The organism is Streptomyces calidiresistens, from assembly GCF_014141525.1.
Classification (GTDB): domain Bacteria; phylum Actinomycetota; class Actinomycetes; order Streptomycetales; family Streptomycetaceae; genus Streptomyces; species Streptomyces calidiresistens.
This window is the reverse complement of sequence record NZ_VKHS01000684.1, coordinates 1-2,948: the sequence shown is the minus strand read 5'-3', so window position 1 is coordinate 2,948 and position 2,948 is coordinate 1. Positions and strand designations below refer to the sequence as shown.

2 protein-coding genes are annotated in these 2,948 nt (G+C 75.7%); both read left to right on the top strand.

All coding sequences use genetic code 11. The features are described from left to right. Positions 1-381 precede the first annotated feature (381 nt). Positions 382-1,413, top strand: a complete 1,032-nt coding sequence (locus FOE67_RS21430; protein ID WP_182666476.1) for a metallophosphoesterase — start codon at positions 382-384, stop codon at positions 1,411-1,413. 490 nt (positions 1,414-1,903) lie between these two features. Continuing rightward, a partial coding sequence (locus FOE67_RS21425; protein WP_182666475.1) for a hypothetical protein occupies positions 1,904-2,948 on the top strand: 1,045 nt, incomplete at its 3' end.

Sequence of the window (2,948 nt, the reverse complement as noted above, 5' to 3'; positions counted from 1 at the left end):
CACCGCACCCCCGCCCGCCCGGGCGGGTACGGGTACGGGTACGCCGGCGGGTACGGGTGCGTACCCGCACCCGTCGGGGGGCGTGCCGGCGGGCCCGCGGCGCGGGGGACGGGCCGGGGACACACCGGGAACGGGCCGGGAACGGGCTGGGGACGGAACGGTGACGGGGGCCGGTCGGGACCGTCCGCCGACGACCGGGCGATGACCGGAGCGGAACGGATCGGATCGCGGAACGTCGGGTTCCGCTCCCCCTCCCGCTTCCGGGGGGCCCGGTGACTCACGAAACCGTCCCGGGATTCCTATGATGGGGCGCACGGCACCGGGAACCGCCACGTCCGGGCGGTGACCGGTGGAGGTGGCGCGCGACGGGTGGAGGGGTCGATGACTCAGGGGGCCGGCCAGGAGCCCGCGACGACGTGGGAGACGACCCCGGGCGTCGGGGTGCCGACGGCGACCGTGGCCCCGCCGCCGGCGGAGGTCGCGGCCCCGCCCGGGGACGCCCCCGCCGGGACGCGCCCACCGCACCCCGTCGAGCCGGTCGGGCCCGCCCCCGGGGCGGAGCCCGTCGCCGCGAGCGGCACCGAGGAGGGCACCGGCCCGCTGTGGGTGGTCGGTGACGTGCACGGCTACCTCGACGAGTTGCGCGCCGCGCTGCGCGAGGTCGGGCTGATCGACGCGGAGGACGCCTGGTCGGGCGGGACCGCCCGGTTGTGGTTCCTCGGCGACTTCACCGACCGGGGGCCGGACGGCATCGGCGTCATCGACCTGGTGATGCGGCTGTCCGCCGAGGCCGCCGCCGCGGGCGGGTACTGCAAGGCGCTGCTGGGCAACCACGAGGTGCTGCTGCTGGGCGCGCACCGCTTCGGCGACACCCCGGTGGACTCCGGCGCCGGCACCGCCTCCTTCCGCGCCGCCTGGATGCTCAACGGGGGTCAGGCCGCCGACATGGAGCGCCTGCGCGACCACCACGTGCAGTGGATGTCGCGGCTGGACTCCCTCGCCGTGGTCGACGGACACCTCCTGCTGCACTCCGACACCACCGCCTACCTGGACCGGGGGGCCACGCCGGAGGACGCCAACGAGGCGATCAAGCAGGTCCTGCAGCGTCAGGACCCGGACGAGACCTGGGCGTTGTTCCGCGACTTCACCCGACGGTTCGCCTTCCGGGACGAGGGCGGCGCGCAGGCCGCCCGCGAGATGCTGGCGGCCTACGGCGGGGACCGCGTGGTGCACGGCCACAGCCCGATCCCCTACCTCACCGGCGAGGAGCCCGTGCCGGAACCGGCGGACGCCGGCGCCGCCCCCCGCCCGCGCCTGCCGCACGTGTACGCGGAGGATCTGGCCATCGCGATGGACGGCGGCGTGACGATGGACGGCCCGCTGCTCGTCGTCCGCCTTCCCCTGGAGGGCTGATCGGCCCGGGCGGGCCGGGGGGCGGGGTCGAGCCCCCGGCGCGCGGTGCCCGGCGCGCGCTCCGGTCGGGTCGGATCGTTCGCCCGTCCGGATGCCGCCGGGGCCCGGGCGGGTTTTCGCCCGCGGGGAGCCGGGGAAGCCTCCGGCACGCCTTCGGGTACCTCCCGGCCGGCCCGAATTCGTCCCCCTCCGCTTCCCCTCCACCCGGCTCCTCCCCACGGGAACGGCTTTCCCCCGCTTCCCGCGTGGTGGTGTCGTGGTGGTCCGGAGTGCGGTGGAGCGCGTCCGGCCGGGGGAGAACCCGGGCGCGAACGGACCGTCGGTTCGGGGAATATCCGAAAAGCGGGGCCGTTGAACGGAGTTCATCGCGCCATTCCCTGTGCCGAAAGGGCGAACCGCTTTACGATATCGGTCCTGCCCACAAGCTCTCCGCCCGTTCCCGGCGGCCCGGTCGGCAGTCTCGGCCCAACGGAGCACTGGGGGAACCCACATGAACACCGCACGTCATCTTCTACCGGAGGATCGTCCCGAGTTCGAACGCCTGCTGGACGAAGCACTCCGCCGGACCCACCCCGGGGCCGGCGATCCCTCGATCGGAACACGCGGCCCCGGCCGGGTGGACGTCGAGAACCTGCGCCGCACGGCGCGGGACGCCGCCCCCCTGATCACCGCCGTGGCCGCGGTCGAGTACGGACGTCTGCTCGACGCCCGCGCCCGGGGCGCCGCGGCCCGCCCGGCGGACGGAGCCCCGCCGACCCCCTCGGGCGCTCGGTCCGGGGCGAACGAGGGGACCACCGGTGCCGGCCTGGGCGCCGTGGTCTCGGTGCTGCTCCCGCTCCTGGCCGGAATCGCGGCGGCGATCTTTCTCACCCTCGGCCACGTGCTGGGATTGATGGATCCGGAACCCGCCGCGGCGGGAACGATCCGGGCCGCCGGATGGTTCTTCCTCGTCCTCATGGGGCTGGGAATTCTGGTCGCCGGAACGGAATTGTTGATCACCGCGCTGCGCCACGGTTCCGGTCGGTCGGAAACCGGGGCGGGTGGCGCGGAATCACGCCCCCGGGAGGAGGAATCGGAGGAGGTGACCCGGGCCCGGGACGCCTGGGAGGAGGCCCTCCTGGAGCGCGGGCTGTTGCCCTTCCTCCGGGACACGGCGGAGGAGTCGCCCGCGACGACCGATCCCTCGGACCCGTCCGGTCCCGGCGCGCCGCCGGCCCGTCGGGAGGGCCCGGGGGGCCGCACCCCGCGCCTGTCCTACAGCAGTCCCGGGTTCGCCGGCCCCAACGAGGGACGGACCGGGCGCGAGCGGGGCCGGGGCTACGACTCCCCGGGATACGACCACCCGGGGTTCAGCAGTCCCCGCTTCACCGGCCCGTCCGAGGGCGGTGCCGGCGCTGGCGGTGACCTCGTCGTCGGGGTTGGCGCCGGCCTTGGCGGCCTCGGCCGCGGCGGTCTGGGCCTGCGGGCGCCCTCGGCGGGGTCCTCCACCGACTCCTCCGGCGACCGGATGCTCTCCGTCCAACCCGAGGATCCGG